This is a genomic window from Francisella sp. SYW-9, assembly GCF_008711465.1.
Classification (GTDB): domain Bacteria; phylum Pseudomonadota; class Gammaproteobacteria; order Francisellales; family Francisellaceae; genus Francisella.
In genome coordinates this window covers 1-21,044 of sequence record NZ_VXKQ01000006.1, presented here as the reverse complement: position 1 = coordinate 21,044, position 21,044 = coordinate 1, and the positions used below count along the sequence as shown (strand labels likewise).

The window sequence follows — 21,044 nt, the reverse complement described above, 5'->3', positions numbered from 1 at the left end:
TTACATAAAATCTATATATTTTAAAATTAAAATAGAGAATCTACTACATTCTCTCAGGGATTGAGATACCTAATAAACCAGCAGCTATAGTCATTGCTTTTACAGTTGCTAGGCATAAAGCAACTCGTGTATTTTTAACTGTTTCATCATCAAGATTCATAATAGGACAATTCACATAGAACTTATTAAAGCTATTTGCTAAAGAATATGCGTATTCACAAATATGGTGAGGTTGAGAGTTTTCGTATGCTCTAGCAATCGCAATTGGAAATTGTAAAAGCTGAAGTTGTAGCTTTTCTTCATGTTCATTTTGTGCAGATGTTATTCTATAATCTTTAATTAAAGATTCTATACAATAGTCTTCACCAAACACTTTTCTAAAAATTGATTTAGCTCTTACTGCTGTGTATAAAAGATAAGGTCCTGTTTTACCTTCATACTGGGCAAATTTTTCTAAATCAAAAATATAGTCATTTGAATAGTTATTAACTAAATCACCAAACTTAATTGTAGCCATAGCTATTTGATTTATTACTTGCTCATCTTTTTCTTCAGGCATTCTATCTCTAGCACATTGTTTTGCTTGAGAAATCAGATCAGACAAATGCATGACTCCACCTTCTCGTGTTTTAAAAGGTCTACCATCTTTACCATTCACTGTACCAAAAGCTACATGCTTAAGTTTACAGCTACTATTTACAACGCTAGTTCTCTCAGCAACACTAAATACTTGCTTAAAGTGTAAAGACTGTCTTTTATCTACAACATAAATAACTTCATCCGGATTAAGATCTTTATTGCGTTGCCATAGAGTTGCTAGATCTGTTGTGCCATACATAACACCTCCATCACGCTTAACAACTATAAGCGGAGGAACTCCCTCTTTGTTCGTATCAATAACCCAAGCACCTTCATCTTCATAAATAAAATTTTCCGCCTTAAAGTGAGCTATCATTTGATCAACGAACTTATTAGCATCACTCTCACCTAACCACAAGTCAAAGCTTACATCTAAACTATCAAAATCTTTCTTAATAGCTTCTACAGAAATATTAACGAAATGTTTCCATAAAGCTACATAGCCTTTACGGCCCTGCTGTAATTCAAAAGTAGCCTGTCTAGCTTTCTCCATTTCAGTAATATCTGATTTACATTTTTTAGATGCTCTTGGATAAATTTCAGCAAGCTCTTTAACTGTAACAGGTGACTTTTTAGGATACTCTCCTGTAAAATTTTCATCAAAATAAACTAGCTCAGGAGATTCTTGTTTAATCTCTTCAATCAACATACCCATCTGAGTACCCCAATCTCCTAGATGAACATCTGAAACTACATCATCATTATAAAAACGATGTATTCTTTGTAGAGCATCTCCAAGTAGCGCCGATCTTATATGACCAACATGCATTGGTTTAGCAACATTCGGCCCGCCAAAATCTAACACTATTTTTCTAGAGTTATTAGTATTTTTAGCTCCAAAATTTTGTGCTTTTAAAAACTCATTTATAATTTTTGCTAAAAACTCATCTGATAGAGTTATATTAATAAATCCAGGTTTTGCAACTTCTAATTTTGCAAAGATACTCTTATCATCAATACTATCTATGATATCTTGAGCAATAATAAATGGTGGTTTTTTTGCAAATTTTGCTAACGGCATAGCCCCATTACATTGAAAATGTCCAACTCCTTCACGAGTTGAAACCACAACTTTAGCAAAGCTATCACTATATCCTAGCTTTTGAAAAGCCTTAGCAAGTATTTCAGACAAATATGTTTCTATATTCATTTAGTAATCCAATATGTTTGTTTTATTTATGCTTAAAAAATTAAAATGGAAAATTTTAGTAAATGTGGATATAATATCATGATTATTTTTAAAAACTCAACAAATTAAGGCTATCAAAGGGCAAATATGCTAAAGGGGATTCGCAAGTATTTATTTATATGCTTTGGTACTGTTTTATGTACAGCTCAAGTGCATGCTGCGCGTATTCTTGATAAAAACCCTATTAAAGAAGACTGGAAGTGTAAAGTCGTTGATGGCCAATGGTCATGTCAACGTGCAGAAAAACCAAAGAATGTTTTTAATAAAGAACTTAAAGCCGCTCAAAAAGAGAAAGCTCTCGCTGATGATCTAAGTTGGGTAAACAAACCTGATTATTTTGTTGGCGGATATTACAGTAATGATAGCCAATTCACTAAAGCTCTATGTAAGTCAAAAAGAACTGACGTTTCTTATGAAAATGCTGAATATGATACTGATGGAACACTAATTGCCTCTGGTAATGTTGAGGTACTACAATGTGATCAGGAGCTTTATGGTAATAATGCTATTGTTAATTTCAATGCTGATAAAAGCTCTATTAAATCACTAGTAATGACTGGAGATGTAATTGCAAGACAACCATCTACAGGTATAGTTTTACGTACAACAGATTTAGATACAAATGTAAGTGACGGGACCTATAGTGCTGGACAGACTTATTTTAGGATGGCTCGTGAGACTCCTAATACCCGTATTTATAATAAAGAGAATTTTAGTGGATACTTAAGAGGTTATGCAAAAACATTTAAGAAAGAAGATGCTGATAACCTAATTCTGACAGATGGTTATATTACTTCTGGTGGACCTTACGATAATGCATGGAAAATAACAGGTAAAAATATTGACATAGACACTAAAGAAGAAATGGTTTATGTTAAAAATGGTTTCTTTAAAATTGAAGATGTTCCTGTAATATATCTACCATATTTCTCCCACCCTATTGGTGATAAAAGAAGATCTGGTTTCTTAATGCCTAGCTTTACTCAAAATGACAATGCAGGTGTTGGTTTCTCAGTACCATATTACTTCAACCTTGCACCAAACTACGACTTACTTTTAAATACAGTGTATTGGACAGAAAGAGGTATAATGGAAAATGCCACATTCAGATATATGTCTAAGTATACTAAGAACCAATTTGAAGGGTCTATTGTACCTTATGATTTTCAAGATCAAAAAATGCGTGGTGCATTTACGTTATCAAGTATAGGTGATTATGATAATGGCATAACAACAAACCTAAAATACGAGTATGTCAGTGACTCTCAATACTACAATGATTTCTCTGCAGGTAATGTAAACTTAGTTACAAAAACTCTTTTAGATAGAGAGTTTGATATAAATTATAACAACGACTATATTGACTCAGGCGTTACAGTACTAGATTATGGTGTAGTAAACCCAGATATCGATTTAGCTAACATTCCTTATGCTAAGCTTCCAGAGGTTAAATTTAATATAACTTCAAAAAACTATACTCCAGACTACTATACAGTAAGTATGGATACACTCAATACTTACTTCTACAAATCACCATATCCAGTACTTGGTGAGGGTACACCTGTGAAAACAAATGTTAGTGCCTTCAGATCAGTTGAAGCTCCTAAGATTGCTGGAAAATTTGAAGGTAGTTGGTGGAATATTGACCCATCACTAGCATTACCTATTCGTTATTATCAGCTAAACAGAAAAGATTCAAATTCTGTTAAATTTAGCCAAGGTTCTGTAACTAGTGCTTTACCTATATTTAATATAGATGCTAGTGCCTATTTTGATAAAGATTTCACATCTAATGATACTGCTTATACAAGTACACTAAGACCACGTTTATTCTATACATATATACCATATCAAAACCAAAGAAATATCCCATTATTTGATACATCACAACAAAATGAACAATATCTACAAATGTTCCAAGTTAACCGCTTTACAGGATGGGATAGAATTAATAATGCTAACCAGCTTACATATGCTCTAGAAGCATCAACAACAAATAAAGCTGATGGTAGTACTCTTGCATCTGCAAAAATAGGACAAATGGTATATTTTGCTGATAGAAGAGTTAGTTTATGTCAAGGAAATACTAATTGTAATCCTGCTGTACTAGATCCTTATGCTAACGACTCATTTTCACCTATAATGTCTTCTTTCGAGTTCCAAATAGTAAAAAACATCTACCTATCAGCACAAATAAACTATCGTTTACAAACACAGAAATTTGACTATCAGGTTTACCAACTTTCATACAAAGATGCTAATGAAAATATCTTTAACGTTTCTTTTAACAATATTGATAGAAACTGGAATTCTATAACTCAACAAAACATAAATGATGGCGTTCCACCACCATCTCAAGAGACAATAACTTTATCAACAATATTAAATATCACTAACCATTGGGGCGTTACCGCTTTATGGAACTATGATTTTAAGCAAAACCAAATAGCAAACGTATTTGCTGGTTTCCAATACAATGCTAAATCTTGGGATATTAGAGCTTTATGGCAAGGTACTGCATATACAAGTGATAACCCTAACGACCCTCAAGCGCTAGGCCAACTTACTAATACTTACGTATTAGAATTTGAACTTAAAGGTATTGGTGGTGCCGGTGCAAGCAACTTAGCTACAAGACTTAATCAAATAAATGGTTATCAATCTGGTGAGTGGGGACAAGGTACATGATGAAAAAAACACTTCTCTTCATACTATCTATAGCTATCTTTACTAACGGTTACTGTGATATTTCATCGAGTCTATTTCAAAATGCCTTTGGACCAGGAACAAACAACACAACTCTTAATCAGCCTACTCAATCACCAAATAATAAACAACTAATTAATAAAACAATAGCTATAGTAAACAACAAGCCTATAACCTCTTTTGAATTAAATGAAGAAGTTGCAAAACTACAAGCTTCACAAGGAATTAACCCTAATATAACCCCCGCTTCATTAGATTTAAAAAGAAAGGCTCTCCAAAGTTTAATAGCTGAGGCAGTACTAGTCCAGCTTGCCCAACAAAACAATATTTCAATATCTAATGCTCAAATTGATAGTACTATTAAAGATATAGCAGCTAAAAACGGAATTTCTGAAGAGTCATTAAAGCTAAACATTGAAGCCGCAGGGATGTCTTTTGATACCTATAAAAATAAAATCAGAAAACAGCTAATGGTAAATCAGCTACAAAAGCAAGCTATAGCTCAGCAAGTATCTGTTTCTCCAGAAGAAATACAAAAATATATCAAAAAGCATCAAAAAGAATTTGATAGGGAAATGCAACCTATAAAAATTTATACGCTAAAAAACTTCATAGTGGCCTTACCTGATTCTAAAAAAGCTCGTCAAAAGAAGATAGCTCAATTTAAAAAACTTGCTACTGCTGTTAATGAAGGTCTTATTAGTTTTTCTGAGATGACAAAACAATTCTCACAAGCACCGAATGCAAGTTCTGGTGGTCAACTAAGTGAGCAAGTAAAGTTTGACTCAATACCTGAAATATATAAAAGTCATGTTAAAAACCTTAAGAACCACCAAGTTTCACAACCTTTCATTGTTAATCATACTCTACAAATGATTTATGTTGATAATTTAGATGAGCATGCCCCAGTACTAAGTAAAAATGTAAAAAAATATTACGTTTATGCAATTGAAATAAAACTAAGTAACGGTATGACTGAGAAAGGTGCTAAAGATGCTCTTGATAGAGCTAGGCTTGCTATTCAAAGTGGTCAAACATTTTCAAAAGTAGCTGAAAAATATAATCAAGATTATAGTCATGCTGATGGTAATTTTAAATGGGTTTCAAGATTAGATAGCCCTCCAGTTATACCGCCAGCAGCTTTTGCTCAATTAGAAGAGCTCAAAAAAGGTCAGCTCTCTGAAGCATTCCAAGCAGATCCTAAAACTTGGATGATTATAAAATATACAAAGGTTAAAGAGTATGATGCTGTTAAAGAACTTGAGGAGCAAAAAGCTTTAGAAGCTATTTTTGCTAACAAAGCTCAAGAAGTTTATAAAACATGGTTAACCTCAATAAAAGATGATGCATATATAGAAATATTAGAGAAAGATTTAAAAACACCTGAGCTTTACTAAAATGCAATATAAAACAAAAGCAAAAAAACACCTAGGACAAAACTTTCTTCAAGATGAAAATATTATTCAAAAAATTGTCAAATTAGCCAATATAAAAAGCCAAGATACTATTTTAGAGATAGGTCCTGGTCTAGGAGCTCTTACAAGACATTTACTATCAGCAAGTCCTAATGTAAATGTTGTTGAGTTTGATTCTAGTGTTATTGATACTCTAGTTGAAAATTGTGAAAAATATGGTAGACCCAACGTATATAATGAAGATTTTTTAAAATTTGATATAAATAAAGTATCATCTGAGAAAATTAAATTAGTAGGCAACCTACCGTATAATATCTCTTCACCTATCTTATTTAGAGTTATTGAAATGAGTAGTAAAATTATTGATGCTCACTTTATGCTGCAAAAAGAAGTTGTTGATAGAATAGTATCTGCTCCAAACAGTAAATCCTATGGTAGATTATCCGTAATCCTACAATATCACTTTGAATGTAGTATGGTACTTAAAATACCTCCAGAAGTTTTCTATCCGCAACCTAAAGTAGACTCTGCTATTCTTAGGTTAAAACCAAGAATAAATAAAGACTTTTTGAAGAATTACGCTTTTTTTGAAAAATTGGTCAAACAAAGTTTTGCTCAACGTAGGAAAACCTTGCATAATAACTTAAAGGAAATATTAAAAAACAAACATATTGATCCAAACACACTGCCTATTGATACCAAATTAAGAGCAGAAAATTTAAGTGTAAAGGACTTTGTTTGTTTGGCAAACTTTTTAAGTTAAGGTATATACAAATGGCTACATATGTTATTGGTGACGTACAAGGCTGTTACGATGAATTACAACTGCTTTTACATAAGATAAACTTTGATAAACAAAAAGATAAGCTTATATTCGCTGGAGACCTAATAAATAAAGGACCAAAATCTCTTGAAACTATAAATTTCGTGATGTCTCTAGGAGACAGTGCTCGAACTGTTTTAGGTAACCATGAAATATTGTTTTTAGCTGTTAGCTACAACTACTTACCTTTAAGTAATAAAGATACTTTTGATGATATCCTTAAAGCACCTAATCTAAAACAAATACAAGAATGGCTTTGTAATCAAAACCTTTTAATTAAAACTGATGATATTTTTATAACTCATGCCGGCATCCCTCATATATGGTCTCCTAAAAAAGCTATTAAAAGAGCTAATGAAGTAGAGTTTGTCTTAAAAAATGAAACAACCCGCAGACTTCTACTAGCGAACTTATTCAATAATGAAAGCAGAAAGTGGGATAAAGAATCTGAAGGAATTGAAAGATGGTTATGTATCTTAAATTACTTCACACGAATGAGAACTATAGATAAAGAAGGTAAATTAAACCTCAAATTTAGCTCAACCTTAGATAAAATCCCAGAAAATTTTAAGCCTTGGTTTAAAATTAAGCATAAAAAGCTCACTTCTAATTACAAAATTGTGTTTGGTCACTGGGCAGCAATCAAAGGTGAGACCAAGTCAGATAATATGATAGCACTAGATACAGGTTGCGTATTTGGTGGTAAACTAACTTGCTATTGTATAGAAACAAATCAAAAGCATTCAGTTAAAGCTATAAAAAGCTATAAGGATATTTAAAATGAGTATTTTAATAATTAATGGTCCAAATCTTAACTTATTAGGTTCCAGAGAGCCTGAAACCTACGGATATAAAACTCTTGATGACATTAACAAATCTCTTGCTGATACTGCCTATAAAAACAATGTATCAATTGATTTCTTCCAAAGTAACCACGAAGGCGAAATCATAGACATGATACACAGATCATCTGCAGAAATTATAATAATAAATCCAGCTGCATACACTCATACAAGCCTTGCTATAAGAGATGCTTTTTTAGGCTCCAGTAAGCCTTTTATTGAAATACATTTATCTAATATATATAATAGAGAGGAATTTAGGACTAAGTCGCTTCTATCAGACATAGCTTATGGATGTATATTTGGGTTTGGGGCAAATGGTTACACACTAGCTTTAATAGAAGCAATAAACTACATTAATATGAAAGGAGAGTAGAAAACTATGGATTTATTAAAGGCAATTGACAAGGTAGCTGAAATTCTTAAATCAAGTGACATTAGAGAAATCAAAGTTAAAGATGGTGGTTCAAGCATCTTTATGACAAAAAATGATACAGCTACAACAAGCGTTGTTTCTGCACCAGTTGCTAGCAGTGTTGCCCCTGCTACTGTTGCAGCTCCTGCAGCTAGTAATGCCCCTGCTTCATCAGCTCCTGTAGCAGCTCAAGCAGAAGAACAAGAAGTTAGCGGAGAAGAAGTTAAGTCTCCTATGGTTGGTACTTTCTATGGTGCTCCTTCACCTGATGCTGCTCCTTATGTTAAAGAAGGACAAGAAGTTAAAAAAGGTGATGTACTATGTATCATCGAAGCAATGAAAATCATGAACAAGATCGAAGCAGAAAAAGCTGGAAAAATTGTTAAAGTACTTGCTAAAGACGGAGATGCTATACAATTCGATCAACCTCTATTTATAATCGAGTAATATTACATAGAGAATAAAACTTACGTAAATACAAATTATAAAATTTTGAAGGTAATGGACAATGATTAAAAAAGTACTAATTGCCAATAGAGGTGAGATAGCTCTTAGAATCTTAAGAGCTTGTAGAGAATTAGAAATCCAAACTGTAGCTGTATACTCTACTGCTGATGCTGATCTTATGCATGTTAAGTTAGCTGATGAAGCAGTATGTATTGGTCCAGCTGCTCCCAATCTTAGTTATCTAAATATTCAAGCTATTATTACAGCTGCAGAAATCACGAATGCAGACGCTATCCATCCTGGTTATGGTTTCTTATCAGAAAATGCTCAGTTTGCTAAAGCAGTTGAGGAAAGTGGTTTTATCTTTATTGGTCCTCGTGCAGAGAACATCGAAGTGATGGGCGATAAAGTAGAAGCTATCAAGTGGATGAAAAAAGCTGGTGTACCTTGTGTTCCTGGTTCTGGTGGTCCATTAGGTAATGATGATAAGAAAAATTTAGAAATTGCTGAGCAAATTGGTTACCCAGTTATCATCAAAGCCGCTGGTGGTGGTGGTGGCCGTGGTATGAGTATTGTTAGAAAGAAAGAAGATTTAATAAGCTCTATTTCTTTAACTAAGAGCGAAGCAAGAATCGCTTTCAACAACGATATGGTATACATGGAGAAATTCTTAGAAAATCCTCGCCATATTGAAATCCAAGTATTTGGTGATGGTGAAGGTAATGCTGTATATTTATTTGAAAGAGACTGCTCAACTCAAAGAAGACACCAAAAAGTTATTGAAGAAGCTCCTGCTATAGGTCTTACAGATGAGCAAAGAAAACGTATTGGTGAACAATGTGTTAATGCATGTAAAATTTTAAAATATCGCGGAGCGGGTACATTTGAATTTTTATATGAGAATGGCGAATTCTACTTCATTGAAATGAATACAAGAATCCAAGTTGAACACCCTGTTACAGAAGATATTACATCAACTGACCTTATCAAAGAGCAAATTAAAGTTGCTAGTGGTCAAGGTTTGAGCTGGAAACAAGAAGATCTTGCCATTGTTGGTCATGCTATTGAGTGTAGAATTAATGCAGAAGATCCAGAAAGAATGATCCCTTCACCTGGAAAGATTGATATTTATCATCCGCCAGCTGGTCCTAGAGTACGTGTTGATTCACATATCTATTCTGGATATACAGTACCGCCAAACTATGATTCAATGATAGCTAAAGTGATTGTTCGTGCTCATGATAGAGAAACAGCGCTACAAAAAATGCGAGCAGCTCTCGAAGAAATGCTAATACATGGAATCAAAACAAATATACCTTTACATCAAGAAATTCTTAATAATAAAGAGTTTATTAAAGGTGGAACTAACATACATTTCTTAGAAAAAATGTTAGAACAAAAAAATAAATCTAAATAAGTTAAATCCAACTTCTAATATCTACATTTAATTTTCTATCATTTTCTTATATAATGCATACAAGAAACTAATTTAAAACTTCTAACTGATATGCATAACTTTCAATCTTTTATCAAAAGTACTCGCGAGTCTAAAGAGTTAAAGCGAGATACTGTCGCTGATGCTATTGATCTATCTCAAGATACAATTCAAATTATAGAAGAGGCGGACAATGATTCTTTGTTACAGAGCTCTAGCAGTTTACTTAAAAATCAGATTAGAAGATACTGTGAATATCTTGAAATTCCTGAAAAAAAGATAGTCTCAATCTTGAATAAGGTTGATATTTTATACTATAAAAAATCTCGCTATGGCAAGCTTAAGGCATTTGACTATATAAATAGGCTAGTAATATTAGTCATTATTATTGCTATAGTTGTATTAGCTGTTAAACAAGTTAAAGAAAAAATGGACGCTGCAAAAGCAGATCCTCAAATTTCGAAGTCATCTATTATATACACTCCTATTCAATATGATAGAAATAGCTATGGTGAGCAGCAAACAGCTAAAACTACAAACACTGATGAAAAAATAGCTACAACAAAAAAAGTAGAATCTCCAAAAAATATAACTACCAGCACTCCTAAAACAATAGTTTCTGGTAGTTCAGCTGCGATCTCTAAAACTAAAACTAGTACATCTGCAACAGTAGCAGCCACAGATGACAACACAAATACTGATAGTTCAGTAGATACAGCAGATACAATTTCTCATCACCCAGCTACTTCTATTGCACACCCTCCTGCTACTGCAAATATGAGTAACATGGTTATTGGTGCACCAAGTTCAAGTGCTTCTAGTCTAAAGATACCTACTAAACAATAAAATCTATATAGATATTTCTTTTTCTAAATATATACCTCTATCTAAAAATAGATTAATATTAATTTATTATACAAAGATATAAATGAAGCTATGAATGTTTTAAATAATATACTTCTAAGGGTCGAAAACTACTCACCTGCTTATATTTTACTTATTGACTTCCTAATATGCCTAGTAGTTAGCCTATGTATCTTTTTAATAGGTAGCTTAATTATAATGAGGCATAAAAATACAATAAGATTCTCATTCATAAAATCTCTAAAGCTTATACTATACCTAGTAATATGGTCATACTTTGTAAAGACATGTATAGATCTACCTGTAATTGTATATCTACCTAATTATAAAAACCTAATAGTCCCATACTCTGATAAGGTTTTTGATTTTTGTGTTTATTTAGCTATTATAATTAGCTTATTTAGATTTATATCAAAAAGTAAACAAGTTGTAATTGAAAAGAAAAAGCAAGAAAATAAGGACGGCTATGATGACTTTAGAGATATAAATGCTATTTTTAAAGCTTTAGAGCTAGGAGCTATAGTTATTTCTATTATCTTAATACTAGCTGCGTTTCGCGTACCTCCTACTGCTTTAGGAGCGTTTAGTGGTGTTGCTATCGCTGGTTTAACTTTATCACAAAGCACCCTTCTTACGAATCTCTTTGGTGGACTATTTGTAATATTTAATCGTAAGTACTCAGAAGGTGATATTATCTCTTCAGATATAAATTCATCGACAAAATTTAGTGGCACAATTAAGAAGATTGGCATATTAACAACTCAAGTTGATAGCTATGAGACAGCTCCTATGCATATACCTAATTCTGTATTTCTTAATACTTGCATTACAACGACCTCACGTCGTACCCATAGACGAATACTTCAATTTATAACTATTGATTATAAATATATTGAGAAAATTGATTCAGTAAAACAAGAAATACTTTTGATACTTAAATCACACCCAAATATCGATCAAGATAAAACTATAGCAGTATCTCTAGCATCAGGTAATACTATGATTGGCAACAAATCAGAAGGAAGTTTCGGCTCAAATGGAATCAACCTACAAGTCTATGCTATGGTAAATAAAGTATTTTTTGCTGATTTCGTTAATACTCAAGATGATATCTTTTTAGCTATTGCTAAAAAGCTTAACTCTTTAGATATAGAGTTTGCAATAAACCCTATTACTATTGTTGATAAATTAAATCATCGCTAATCTATATATTTAATGTTTAGCTTATGAATTAATAGAAAAGTAATACCACATATTACTCCTAACACTAAAACTATATTCCATAATAGTTGTGCTGAAAAATTATAAATTAACGTACCTAGTAAAGGTGTAACTAAAGAACCTATAGCGTAAAAAACTTGATAAATACCCATGGTTTTACCTTTAGAATAATTACTCGAACTAGTTATATAAAGTAACAATGGTGGATATAATACCATTTCTCCAACAGTCCATAAAACACATGAAACAATAGCTAGAGAAAAACTACTTATAATGGTAGTCATACCTATACCTAAAGCCAAAAATAATATCCCATAAAAGCATGCTATAGTATAAGATAGTTTATTAAAAATATTGCTCAATGGAATCTGCAAAAAAATAATTATTAAACCATTTAAAGCAAATAAAAGAGAAATATTTTTAACAGGAATTGATGCAGAGCTTTCTAAAAAAATATTATAAGTTGTTTTATTTTGATTTAGTATAATTAAACTAATAACAAGAATAATATTTAGAATGTAAAAGATATAATTATTAGAGGCAGATTTATTTGATGAAGCAACATCTTCTTTATGTTTTTTCTTTGCATCAACAACAATAAATTTGGATAAGAGAAACCCAAAAATAAGTATTACACTAATACTTAAAAAAGCAATACTACTATTATACTCATATAAGAATCCTAACGTAGCAGCTCCAATTGAAAACCCTAGATTAATAGAAACTCTTCTGTATGCAATTAATTTACTCTCGGATATTAAACCTTTATTGCATTCAAACAATAATAAAATAGCTAAAGGTCTAAAAATACCACAAAAGAAACCTATAACTAGCATACAAATAAGAAAGTACTCAAACATATTATAAAAAGGAAATACTCCTATAAATATAGCATTCCCTACGAGAGATATTTTAATAATGTTTATAATAGGGAACTTATCTGAAAGTACTCCTCCGAGATACCCACCTATCAAAGAGCCTATACCAAAAAATGTAAATATAAATCCAATATTAAGAGGTGTGTAATCCAAGTTATGCAAAAACAATGTTCCTAGAACACTAATCATTTGAACCACTGAGTTTAAAAATATTAGAAATAGGCAAATAAAGACTAACTTTGATGACCCCGATAATACTTTATTCATCTAGACTTAATTGATAACTAAACTAAGTATAAAATAATAACTACTTAATAATATAGATACAATTAAGAGATCTAGCAAACACAAGTCTTCTGTTACGAATTTTACTGATTATTTATATAAAGAGTTATTTTCTAAATTGATCTCTAATATTCTATCTAAAAAATAGAAAGTTCTTTTATATCTTTAATTCCTTCTAAACTCATTAGTAATCTATCAAACCCTAAAGCAACCCCTGAGCATTGTGGAATATTTTCTAAACAATCAAGAAGCTCTATATCTATATCTAAAATTGGTTTAACTTGCTCTTTCCTAATTGCTAAATCATTTTTAAAGCGCTTTAGTTGCTCTTTTTTATCTATAAGCTCATAATACCCATTAGCAAGTTCAACTCCATCATAAAAGACTTCAAATCTTGCAGCAACCTGATGATTACTTTCATCAAGAACTTTCCTAGCTAATGCAGACTGATGAACTGTATAATCGTATATAAAATATACGATGTTTTCTTGATTAAGATTTTTCTCAATTTTATAACTAAAAAGTATATCCAAACAATCAGCTATAGTTGGATTTTCTAAACCTTGGATTTTACCAAGATTTTTTTCAACAATTTTTTCCAGCTCATCTAATGAAATAGTATGGGGGTTAAAATTATAGTATCTTTCAAAAGCTTCTTGGTAGCTTAAATAGATAAATTTAGTATCTGGTTTTACAGCTAAAAAAAGAAGCTCCATCTCTTTCATTAGATCAAAATAATCTATACCTACTCTATACCACTCTATCATGGTAAATTCATGATTATGATATTGTCCACAAGGCTCATCACGAAATGCTTTACATATCTGATAAATACTACCACTACCTGCAGCAAGTAGCCTCTTCATTGCATATTCAGGAGAGCTCTGTAAATATCTTTTACCTACAGCCGTATTTATAGCAAAAACATCTATAAATGGATCTGTCACACCATAATTATAAGCTAATGGCGTATCTACCTCCAAGACATCTATTTTTTTAAAATACTCACGAATTTTGGCTAAGTATTCCGCACGCTTTTGAATGTTTTTTAGACTCATTTTACTACTCTAACTTTGCTTACATTTGCTAAATCAAACTCAAGAGGCTCATTATCATCACTTAAAATACTTAACTTAAGCTCTTTTGATACTCCTTTAGCAATACCCTTAATTTTTTTATTATCATAATTAAAGACAATTTTCTTATCTAATGCATAGTCATATTTAGATAGTTCAACCAAAGCTTTCTCATCACTTATGTCAAACAAAGACACTATTTGCTCTACTAAGCTAACCATCACTTGCGATGAATCTAGCTGTTTATTATTTATAATTGCTAATGATGTCCATTCACGATCAATGTCTTTATTTAACTGAAGCATATTCACATTTATACCCACACCAATAACGATATCAAAGCTATCTTTTTTAATATTCTTAGTTTCTATTAAAATACCCGCTAACTTCTGATCTTTAAAATAAATGTCATTAGGTAACTTAATTTTTAGATATTCCTGATGTTCTGGAAGTATATATTTTTGAATCGCTTGTAAAACTCCTAATGCTATTTTAATACTCTTGAGAGAGTCTTGAGAAATATTAAAATCACAATGAAACCCAAGTGTCGCATATATATTATCTTTATACTCTGCTATCCACCTATCTCCTCTTCTACCGCGAGCTTTTGTTTGAATATCTGCATAGCAAAAGTGATATTTAGCAGTAAACTCTTTTTCTAAAAGATAATCATTTGTGGAGCCTATTGTTGCAAAGTACTCTACACTTATATTGTCTATTTGTTGAGCAAGATTTTGCTCTATATATTTATGATTTTTCATTTACTTTTATTTCCAAATAAAATAGCTCCAAACGCTAGATATTTTCAGCCTAAAAAATTTATTACAACTAACTCTTACAGCCTTTAATATAAGGCTATGACTTTTCTAATACTTTAACATTTAGCGACAAATTAACCTGTCCAAGAAACTCTTCTTTCTGCAACTGATAACATACTCGCACAGTATCACCCATAGCTATCTTTTTTACATCAATATTATCAATGGCATTAAACCATATTGCTTTCATAGATGTTGTATCTTTATAGCGTAAAACTAACTGTGCATGATTTTTATCTTTACCGACCAAACGAATTTGTTCCACAGAAAAGTTATTATAAAAAATAGGTTTATCAAACTCTCTGCCATAAGGCTCTAGATATTCTATTTTTGTTAATGTATCTAAATTAAAATCTTCTACATTAAGTTCAAAGTCATATTCAATACAAGGCTCCAAAGCTATATTATCATTTTTTACAATATGACTAATTTGCTTTTCAAAAAGATCATAGAACTTAGTGAAATCCTGATACTTAATAGTTAAACCTGCCGCGCCTTTATGCCCGCCATATTTTATCATTAAGTTGGAGTCTAGACTTGCTATACTATCCAGTACTTGCTTAATGTTAATATCATCAATACTTCGTGCTGAACCTGAGATTAAACTTGGATCATTTTGGGTTTGGGAGAATATTATCACAGGTTTACCAAACATCTCTTTGATTCTACTAGCTGAGATACCATGAATACCCGAATGACCATTCTCAAGTAAGATACATAAAGATTTTTTAGTATTACTTAAATCACTAGCTTGAACTATAGCTTCTTGAGTAATTTGTTTTTGGATATCCTTACGTTGATTATTCTGATTTTTAAGACTATTAAAAATATTCTCAATCTTTTCATCATCCTCTTCTAGTAAGAAACTCACAGAACCTAATGCATCTGATACTCGACCATCACTATTTAAAATTGGTGCTATACTAAAACCTATATACTCACTAGACAATTTATCTCTATCAATAAAATCCCAACATAATCGATCATTTTCTTTTAGCTGCTCAAGACCTAATTTTGTAACAATACGATTATTATGACTATTTGCCATACTTACACAGTCTGCAACTGTTCCAATAGCAACAAAATCCAATAAATTACTTAGACCATATGATTTAGATACGGGTTTATTATTTTGGATATACTTTCTTCTTAAAGCCGCCATAAAAAGCCACGCAACCATACAACCTGCAATTGCTTTATCAGGGTAGTTACAGCCATCCTGTGTTGGATTAATTACTGCCTCAGCACTCTTTGGAGCTCCTTCCGGTGGTATACCATGATGATCAGTTACAATCGTGTCTATACCATTTTGCTTAAGTATAGCTATTCTTGGTTCATCTGTTGAACCATTATCTGCTGTTATTATCAAACTAGGTCGAATATCATCCGTTAAAATACGCTTCATCAGAGATTCTGATAGACCATAACCCTCTTTCATTCTATGACCTATATAAGAACGAATTTTATCTTTAGAGTAGCCAAAAACTTTTGTTAATGCTTCATGTAAAATGGCATGAGAAGTCTGACCATCACAATCATGATCTGTCTCTAATCCTATAACTTCATTATTTTGCAATGCTACATAAAGTCTATCAACCGCCTTATCAATACCTTTAAATAAAAATGGCGATGATAGATCTTTTATAGAGCCATTTAAGATTAGATCCATACTATTTATATCAGTAACTCTTGCAGCTACAAGTTTAGCTAAAAAACTATCATACTGTTTAGTTAATAGATAATCTAAAACTTCTTGGCTAAATGATCGTTGCTTGATTAACATAAATTTATCTTGGCAGGATCTTTTCTACCTTTAAGGTGATTTCTAAACATATTTACTCCAGAGATAAAGAGTAAGCCTAGAGGTATCGCGAAGAACACTCCCCATAAACCCCACATACCACCAAATATCAATATCGCAGAGACTACTCCAACAGGATGCATATTTAGAACTTCAGAAAATAATAATGGTACAAGCAAGTTCCCATCTAAAGCTTGAATAATAAAAAATACTGTAAGCATCCAAACCAAAGTCATGCTAATACCATATTGTAATATTCCCACCATAACCACAGGTATAGTAATCATTACCATACCAACATACGGAATAATTACAGATAATCCAACACCGACAGCTAAAAGAATTGAGTAGTTAAGATTAAAATATGCAAAACCAAGATATGTCACAATAGAGACAATAATAAACTCTATTGCCTTACCTCTTACATAATCAGCAAGCTTTGGTTTTAGATCTTCCCATACAAAGAACAAAGCATGATTATCTTCAGGTAAGAATGACTTAAACCAACCTATAATTCTATTTTTATCTTTAAGGAAGTAAAATACCATTAGTGGTACTAAAAATAGATATATAAGCACTGAAAATAATAATGGTAATGTTGTAGCCGTATTCTGTAATATAAAAGAACCTATATTAGAACTTATCTTTTTCCAATCAATAGTATTAAACCAGCTAACTATAGAATCAATTCTATCAGCAGTTAATAATGTAGGATACTGTTTAGATAAATGCTCTAAACTTGTTTTTAAACTTGAAAGTGTATGTGAAGCCTGTTTTATAAAATCAATCATTTGATTAACAATAATAGGCAATAATACAAAAATCACCGATAATAAAACTATCAAAAAGATTATATAAACAAAATAAACAAGTATCAGTCTATTTATTTTAGTCGCTTTATGTAAGATATTTACAAATGTATCAAGCAAATAAGCAATAACAAGTGCTGCTAAAATAGGAGCAATATAGTTACCTAAGAAAGTCAGTACTAAATAAAAAAATAACATCAAACCAACAAACACTATTGGCTCATTGTTTTGATACCTATCTCTATACCAATTTTTTATAGTTTTAAAAACCATTTAATATAAGAGCTGATTTAAACTATTAATAGTTTAACAGTTTTAATAAATATTTGAATTAATAAATATTTGAATATATTTAAATTTTAAAGAGTACTTATTGGACTATATATTCTTTTTTATAGTAATAACCGCAGGAATAATTAATGCCACTACTACCCCTATTATCAACAACATATCAAACTTAGTCACAGACATATCAATATTATCTATAGGAATAAATCCAACAATTATCGCGACAACACACCCTATACATCCTATAATTGCCATGATTATTGTACCAAAAGAACCTTTAAATATCTCATACTGCCCCTCTTGTAAAGGTTGGCTAATTTTAAGTTTAACAGCTGTTATGAACATTAATATATAAGCGATAACAGCTAATTGTGCAGTTAGATCACTAAGATACCAGTAAGCTTCATTTACTGATGGCATAAAAATATATGAAAAACAAAATACTGTAAACACTAGTGCTTGAGTAATTAGCATTGTATCTGGAGCATCATTTTTATTAGTTCTACCAAAAATCTGTGGCAAGATATTATCATTACTGACTACCATAAATGCTCTTGATAAGCCCATAATCCAAGCTGAAGTAGTCGTAAAAGCACCAAATATCAATGTAATAGCCATAATATAAGTCATCCATGGCATATTGATTTGACTAAAGAAATAATGAAAAGAAACCATTAATCCTGTCACAATATCAACATTACCAATCTGTAACTGGCTACTTACTAATATCACTGCTATATTTGATAAAATAAGTGATCCTAAAATAACAGAACCTGAAATTAATAATGCTCGAGGAAAGTTCTTCTTAGCATTTTTAACATTTGCAGCATGTATAGCACTCATCTCAAGGCCAAACAAACTAAACATCACTGTTATAAATAAAGCCCAACTACTAATATTATTTCCCGATGGAATAAAATCTGAAACACTTGGTGCTATAATCTCTGAGCTATGTGATAGAGACCATATAATAGCTATTATAATAATCATAAACATTGGTAAAAGTGTACCAATAACAGCCCCTAATGTACTTACTGTACTTGATGTTTTAATACCAAATAGGTTTATAGCTGTAGCACTCCAAAACATTACCAAACTCATTGATATCATATACCATGGGTTAGCTACTAACTCATTTGCAGCTTGTCCTGTAAAAGGTGCTATGACATAAGCTATAACTCCAGCAAAAAATCCGCATATAGATGGAAACCATACTAAGTTATATACCCACTGTAACCAAATAACTAAAAATCCCAGCCTTTTACCAAAGGCCTTTTTAACCCATATATAAATACCACCCGTTTCTTGAGATGATCCTGTAGACATCTCAGCGGTTAATAATGCACAGGGAATTAAAAAGAAAATAGCTGCTAATATATAGAAAGTTACAACTATCCACCCTGCTTGAGCTGTGATAGAAATATTTCTAAGACTATCCACTGCAATGATATTTATCATTACCAGTCTTATTAGACCAAATTTTTTACTGCTTACTACCTGTTCCATCGCTTATTTTTTCTTTAGAAAATAACGCGCTTTAGTATATACTTAAAGTAATTTTATAACAACCACACTTATCTTTACTTTTATGAAACTAAAGTTTTTTGCGATTGGTGCTTTATTAAGCATTACAAGCCTGTGCTATGCTAATGATAACTCTTATATTTGTAGCAATAAAATACTTAAAAACCCAATTATTCCATCAAATGATAAAACACCTCTTAACTTCACAAACTGGGCTGACTATATATCACCCAATATAATCCCATGCTTTTCAAAACTATCAAATACTCGAGTAAAATATATTTACACATCTGATGATAATATGACTAGAGCAAAAGTTATGACTGGCTCATCTGGTTTTGATCTTATTGAGCAAGGAGCTCTTTATCTAAATAGTGAAATTGCCTCAAAGGCTCTTGTAAAATTAGATAAATCTAAACTACCAAATTTAAAGTATCGTAATAAAGCTATCTATGACAAAGTTTCTGAAATTAATGACCCAGGTAATAAATATGCTGTTGTATATAGCTATGGAACTACAGGTCTAGCATATAACAAACAAGAGATTGATGCAGTTCTTGGAAAAGGAGTTGTTCCTAATAGTTGGAAATATGTTTTTAATAAAAAATATCTAAAAAAAGTATCTAAATGTGGTGTTTCTCTTCTTGATGAACCTGAACAAATTTTTGGCAATTATTTTCACTATCATGGTATTGATCCAAATACAAACAGTAAAGCTGAATATGAGAAAGCTGCTTTGGATATTATCAAAAATGTTCGCCCTTATATTAAATATTTTGATAGTAACAAGTATCAAAATGACTTCACTGCTGGCAATCTATGCTTAGTTATGGGATATTCTGGTGATGTAGTTCGTTCAGTACAAAGAGCTAAAGAAATAAATCCTAATGTAACTCTAGCTTATGTAATCCCTAAAGAAGGTACAAATATCTGGTTTGATATGCTAATGATTCCTAAAGGAGCTAAAGACTTAGATAAAGCTTATGCTCTAATGAATTATACATTAGATCCATATGTGGCTGCGCAAAATAGTAACTATATATATCAACCAAATGGTGTAACACAAAATGAAAAATACATGAATAAGATTTTTGATGATACAAATATTAGACCTACAGATAAAATGATTAAAAAAATGTACGTATTAGGTATTCATGATGCTAAGATGCAAAGCTTTATAAGTAGAATGTGGATGAATGTAAAATACGGCATAGTATTTAAACCTAAATACTACAAACCTAATCAAAAATAATAACTTTAAATTGCCTATTTTGTCATAACAATTATTTGCTAATAGAATATCTCCCTGCTTAAATAAACGTACTTCTCCACTACTAGATTTAACCTCAACTTTACCAGAGAGGTAAATAATATAGTGTTTCCTTGATATATTATGCCAATAAAAGGTTTCTCCCTCTTTAAACTCTCTTATAAGCATTTGATCTACAAAGTATAGTTTTGAATAAATACCTAAATTATGAACATCTACAGCATCAAAACTTTTTTCTTTAAAATAAGACAATCCTTCCTGATCATAAAGTTCTATATATGATAGCGTCCAAAAAAGTG

The 21,044-nt window shown here is 31.3% G+C and carries 17 protein-coding genes; 10 read left to right on the top strand and 7 right to left on the bottom strand.

Annotation, left to right across the window (positions count from 1 at the left end):
- Positions 1-43: 43 nt before the first annotated feature.
- Positions 44-1,789 (bottom strand): arginine--tRNA ligase, encoded by a 1,746-nt coding sequence (gene argS / locus F3D62_RS01930; protein ID WP_150466572.1) that lies wholly within the window; start codon positions 1,787-1,789, stop codon positions 44-46.
- Positions 1,790-1,915: 126 nt separating this feature from the next.
- Here argS and F3D62_RS01925 point away from each other — a divergent pair, with 126 nt between their 5' ends.
- The 9 genes from F3D62_RS01925 (at position 1,916) to F3D62_RS01885 (ending at position 11,978) form a co-directional block, all read left to right on the top strand.
- Complete coding sequence (locus F3D62_RS01925) at positions 1,916-4,516, top strand: LPS-assembly protein LptD (protein WP_150466571.1); 2,601 nt, start codon at positions 1,916-1,918, stop codon at positions 4,514-4,516.
- Positions 4,516-5,931, top strand: coding sequence for a SurA N-terminal domain-containing protein (locus F3D62_RS01920; protein ID WP_150466570.1), 1,416 nt, complete (start codon positions 4,516-4,518; stop codon positions 5,929-5,931). The genes F3D62_RS01925 and F3D62_RS01920 overlap by 1 nt, the downstream gene beginning before the upstream one ends.
- Before the next feature lies 1 nt (position 5,932).
- On the top strand, positions 5,933-6,712 hold the full coding sequence (gene rsmA, locus F3D62_RS01915; RefSeq protein ID WP_150466569.1) for a 16S rRNA (adenine(1518)-N(6)/adenine(1519)-N(6))-dimethyltransferase RsmA: 780 nt from the start codon (positions 5,933-5,935) through the stop codon (positions 6,710-6,712).
- A gap of 11 nt (positions 6,713-6,723) precedes the next feature.
- On the top strand, positions 6,724-7,551 hold the full coding sequence (locus F3D62_RS01910; RefSeq protein WP_150466568.1) for a symmetrical bis(5'-nucleosyl)-tetraphosphatase: 828 nt from the start codon (positions 6,724-6,726) through the stop codon (positions 7,549-7,551).
- 1 nt (position 7,552) lies between these two features.
- Positions 7,553-7,990: a type II 3-dehydroquinate dehydratase gene (gene aroQ, locus F3D62_RS01905; RefSeq protein ID WP_150466567.1), complete on the top strand. Its 438-nt coding sequence runs from the start codon at positions 7,553-7,555 to the stop codon at positions 7,988-7,990.
- Between the two features lie 6 nt (positions 7,991-7,996).
- Positions 7,997-8,476: an acetyl-CoA carboxylase biotin carboxyl carrier protein gene (gene accB / locus F3D62_RS01900; RefSeq protein WP_150466566.1), complete on the top strand. Its 480-nt coding sequence runs from the start codon at positions 7,997-7,999 to the stop codon at positions 8,474-8,476.
- Between the two features lie 61 nt (positions 8,477-8,537).
- Positions 8,538-9,893: an acetyl-CoA carboxylase biotin carboxylase subunit gene (gene accC, locus F3D62_RS01895; protein WP_150466565.1), complete on the top strand. Its 1,356-nt coding sequence runs from the start codon at positions 8,538-8,540 to the stop codon at positions 9,891-9,893.
- Between the two features lie 90 nt (positions 9,894-9,983).
- Positions 9,984-10,757, top strand: a complete 774-nt coding sequence (locus F3D62_RS01890) for a helix-turn-helix domain-containing protein (RefSeq protein ID WP_150466564.1) — start codon at positions 9,984-9,986, stop codon at positions 10,755-10,757.
- A 90-nt stretch (positions 10,758-10,847) separates the two neighbouring features.
- Positions 10,848-11,978 (top strand): mechanosensitive ion channel family protein, encoded by a 1,131-nt coding sequence (locus tag F3D62_RS01885; protein ID WP_150466563.1) that lies wholly within the window; start codon positions 10,848-10,850, stop codon positions 11,976-11,978.
- On the opposite strand, the gene F3D62_RS01880 is transcribed toward F3D62_RS01885, so the two are convergent.
- The 6 genes from F3D62_RS01880 to F3D62_RS01855 form a co-directional block, all read right to left on the bottom strand.
- Positions 11,975-13,141, bottom strand: a complete 1,167-nt coding sequence (locus F3D62_RS01880; RefSeq protein WP_150466562.1) for an MFS transporter — start codon at positions 13,139-13,141, stop codon at positions 11,975-11,977. The two genes, F3D62_RS01885 and F3D62_RS01880, sit on opposite strands and share 4 nt — an antisense overlap.
- 155 nt (positions 13,142-13,296) lie before the next feature.
- A complete protein-coding gene (gene epmA, locus F3D62_RS01875; RefSeq protein WP_150466561.1) occupies positions 13,297-14,217 on the bottom strand; it encodes an EF-P lysine aminoacylase EpmA in 921 nt (306 codons plus the stop codon).
- Positions 14,214-14,996 carry a biotin--[acetyl-CoA-carboxylase] ligase gene (locus F3D62_RS01870; RefSeq protein WP_150466560.1) on the bottom strand — a complete coding sequence of 261 codons (783 nt, stop codon included), beginning with the start codon at positions 14,994-14,996 and terminating at the stop codon, positions 14,214-14,216. Before F3D62_RS01870 ends, epmA begins: the two co-directional genes overlap by 4 nt.
- Positions 14,997-15,090: 94 nt before the next feature.
- Positions 15,091-16,836 carry a single-stranded-DNA-specific exonuclease RecJ gene (gene recJ, locus F3D62_RS01865; RefSeq protein ID WP_150466559.1) on the bottom strand — a complete coding sequence of 582 codons (1,746 nt, stop codon included), beginning with the start codon at positions 16,834-16,836 and terminating at the stop codon, positions 15,091-15,093.
- On the bottom strand, positions 16,830-17,936 hold the full coding sequence (locus F3D62_RS01860) for an AI-2E family transporter (RefSeq protein WP_150466558.1): 1,107 nt from the start codon (positions 17,934-17,936) through the stop codon (positions 16,830-16,832). The genes recJ and F3D62_RS01860 overlap by 7 nt, the downstream gene beginning before the upstream one ends.
- Positions 17,937-18,041: 105 nt before the next feature.
- Entirely contained in the window at positions 18,042-19,457 is a 1,416-nt protein-coding gene (locus F3D62_RS01855; RefSeq protein WP_150466557.1) for an APC family permease, read from the bottom strand.
- Positions 19,458-19,539: 82 nt separating this feature from the next.
- On the opposite strand from F3D62_RS01855, the gene F3D62_RS01850 reads away from it, so the two are divergent.
- Positions 19,540-20,727, top strand: a complete 1,188-nt coding sequence (locus F3D62_RS01850; RefSeq protein WP_150466556.1) for a polyamine ABC transporter substrate-binding protein — start codon at positions 19,540-19,542, stop codon at positions 20,725-20,727.
- Positions 20,728-21,044: the final 317 nt, after the last annotated feature.

Bases quoted from the DNA above. Each gene is read 5' to 3' on its own strand.
- argS (WP_150466572.1), bottom strand. From the start codon at position 1,789: ATGAATATAGAAACATATTTGTCTGAAATACTTGCTAAGGCTTTTCAA.
- F3D62_RS01925 (WP_150466571.1), top strand. From the start codon at position 1,916: ATGCTAAAGGGGATTCGCAAGTATTTATTTATATGCTTTGGTACTGTT.
- F3D62_RS01920 (WP_150466570.1), top strand. From the start codon at position 4,516: ATGAAAAAAACACTTCTCTTCATACTATCTATAGCTATCTTTACTAAC.
- rsmA (WP_150466569.1), top strand. From the start codon at position 5,933: ATGCAATATAAAACAAAAGCAAAAAAACACCTAGGACAAAACTTTCTT.
- F3D62_RS01910 (WP_150466568.1), top strand. From the start codon at position 6,724: ATGGCTACATATGTTATTGGTGACGTACAAGGCTGTTACGATGAATTA.
- aroQ (WP_150466567.1), top strand. From the start codon at position 7,553: ATGAGTATTTTAATAATTAATGGTCCAAATCTTAACTTATTAGGTTCC.
- accB (WP_150466566.1), top strand. From the start codon at position 7,997: ATGGATTTATTAAAGGCAATTGACAAGGTAGCTGAAATTCTTAAATCA.
- accC (WP_150466565.1), top strand. From the start codon at position 8,538: ATGATTAAAAAAGTACTAATTGCCAATAGAGGTGAGATAGCTCTTAGA.
- F3D62_RS01890 (WP_150466564.1), top strand. From the start codon at position 9,984: ATGCATAACTTTCAATCTTTTATCAAAAGTACTCGCGAGTCTAAAGAG.
- F3D62_RS01885 (WP_150466563.1), top strand. From the start codon at position 10,848: ATGAATGTTTTAAATAATATACTTCTAAGGGTCGAAAACTACTCACCT.
- F3D62_RS01880 (WP_150466562.1), bottom strand. From the start codon at position 13,141: ATGAATAAAGTATTATCGGGGTCATCAAAGTTAGTCTTTATTTGCCTA.
- epmA (WP_150466561.1), bottom strand. From the start codon at position 14,217: ATGAGTCTAAAAAACATTCAAAAGCGTGCGGAATACTTAGCCAAAATT.
- F3D62_RS01870 (WP_150466560.1), bottom strand. From the start codon at position 14,996: ATGAAAAATCATAAATATATAGAGCAAAATCTTGCTCAACAAATAGAC.
- recJ (WP_150466559.1), bottom strand. From the start codon at position 16,836: ATGTTAATCAAGCAACGATCATTTAGCCAAGAAGTTTTAGATTATCTA.
- F3D62_RS01860 (WP_150466558.1), bottom strand. From the start codon at position 17,936: ATGGTTTTTAAAACTATAAAAAATTGGTATAGAGATAGGTATCAAAAC.
- F3D62_RS01855 (WP_150466557.1), bottom strand. From the start codon at position 19,457: ATGGAACAGGTAGTAAGCAGTAAAAAATTTGGTCTAATAAGACTGGTA.
- F3D62_RS01850 (WP_150466556.1), top strand. From the start codon at position 19,540: ATGAAACTAAAGTTTTTTGCGATTGGTGCTTTATTAAGCATTACAAGC.